1 protein-coding gene is annotated in these 1182 nt (G+C 42.6%); it reads right to left on the minus strand.

Going from position 1 to position 1182, the window contains the following annotated elements; translation table 11 throughout:
• Positions 1 to 134: 134 nt before the first annotated feature.
• The coding region (locus A3735_RS23180; protein WP_156499857.1) for an SPOR domain-containing protein at positions 135 to 1182 on the minus strand (1048 nt) is incomplete at its 5' end.

A 1182-nucleotide genomic window follows, 5' to 3' on the forward strand; every position in this document is an offset into this window, starting at 1 on the left:
AATTGGGGTTGGACATTTTACACATCGTGCTTATTCAGTACAAACTTAAAGAAGGCGTATAAGCAGAAAAAACTCGTAGAAAAGCATAAACTATCCTTATATTTCAAATAGATAGCTTCAAAAAACTAATTTAGTTATTGCCTCGGATAAGACTTGAGAATTCCAGCATAACTCCTCAACCAAGGCTGTTGAGAAGTAATAATTTTAGGTGCCACCTTGAGCGCAGCATTGGCGGAAGCCTTATCAGGATAAACACCATAAAAAACAACAAACCAGGGTTTACCGCGATGCAGCGTTTCAAGATAGTATATCGGCTGAGCACTTTTACTTACGCGCTTTGCGAAGTCTATCGCTGTTTTCTCGTTATAGCTACCTAAAATTTGAGCTGAATAACCACTTGAGTTTTGGGATGCAACCCATGCTTTCCCCTTAAAGAACGGCTTAAGTATTTCACGGCTGCTCTCTGCGGCAGGAATAATTTTTTCCTGTACATTTTTAGCGATTTTCTCTATCTGCAAAGTATCGCTAACTAGTTGATCCGATTCTGGAACGCTAACTTCTTTATCTGCTAGAGTGCCATCTTGTACCTTGTCGGGCTCAACAAGCTCTTTAACACCAGCGCTCTCTGGAATTGATCGAGACGCCGACATTTCAGGCTTATTGAGCGAACCTTTTTTAATCTCGCCACTACCCTGACGACCTTTATCCAAACTATCTATATTGCTTTCTGAAGCTTTAGCCAAACTCTCTGACAGGGCCTGATCAAGCATTCTTAACCTTGCTTCTCTCTGTTGCTCTACGAGAGACACTTTATTTTCATCAGAGTTATTCTCTTGCTCCGGCTGCTCGTGCGCGACTGCTTCGCTATCTCCTTCAGTAAACAAGCCATATTGATAAGACACGAGTAAAAATGAGAAGCAAAGCAGAACGGCAACACCCCAAAAAACCTGCTTCGGCACTCCTTTACGGCTCTTAACCGGTAGCTTTAATGCCCCCGGTTCTAACACGACACTACTGAACAAACGATTCACCCGACCAGGCAAACCTTTCCCCATATCAATTAAATGTTGCACCTGACTTTCTGACAGCTCTAACAAGCCGGTATAGCCAGCATACTCCAATCTCAACTGGAGATATTCCAGCATATCTGAAGCACCTAAAGGCTTAAGCTGCATTTGATGC

Source organism: Oleiphilus sp. HI0061 (genome assembly GCF_001635675.1).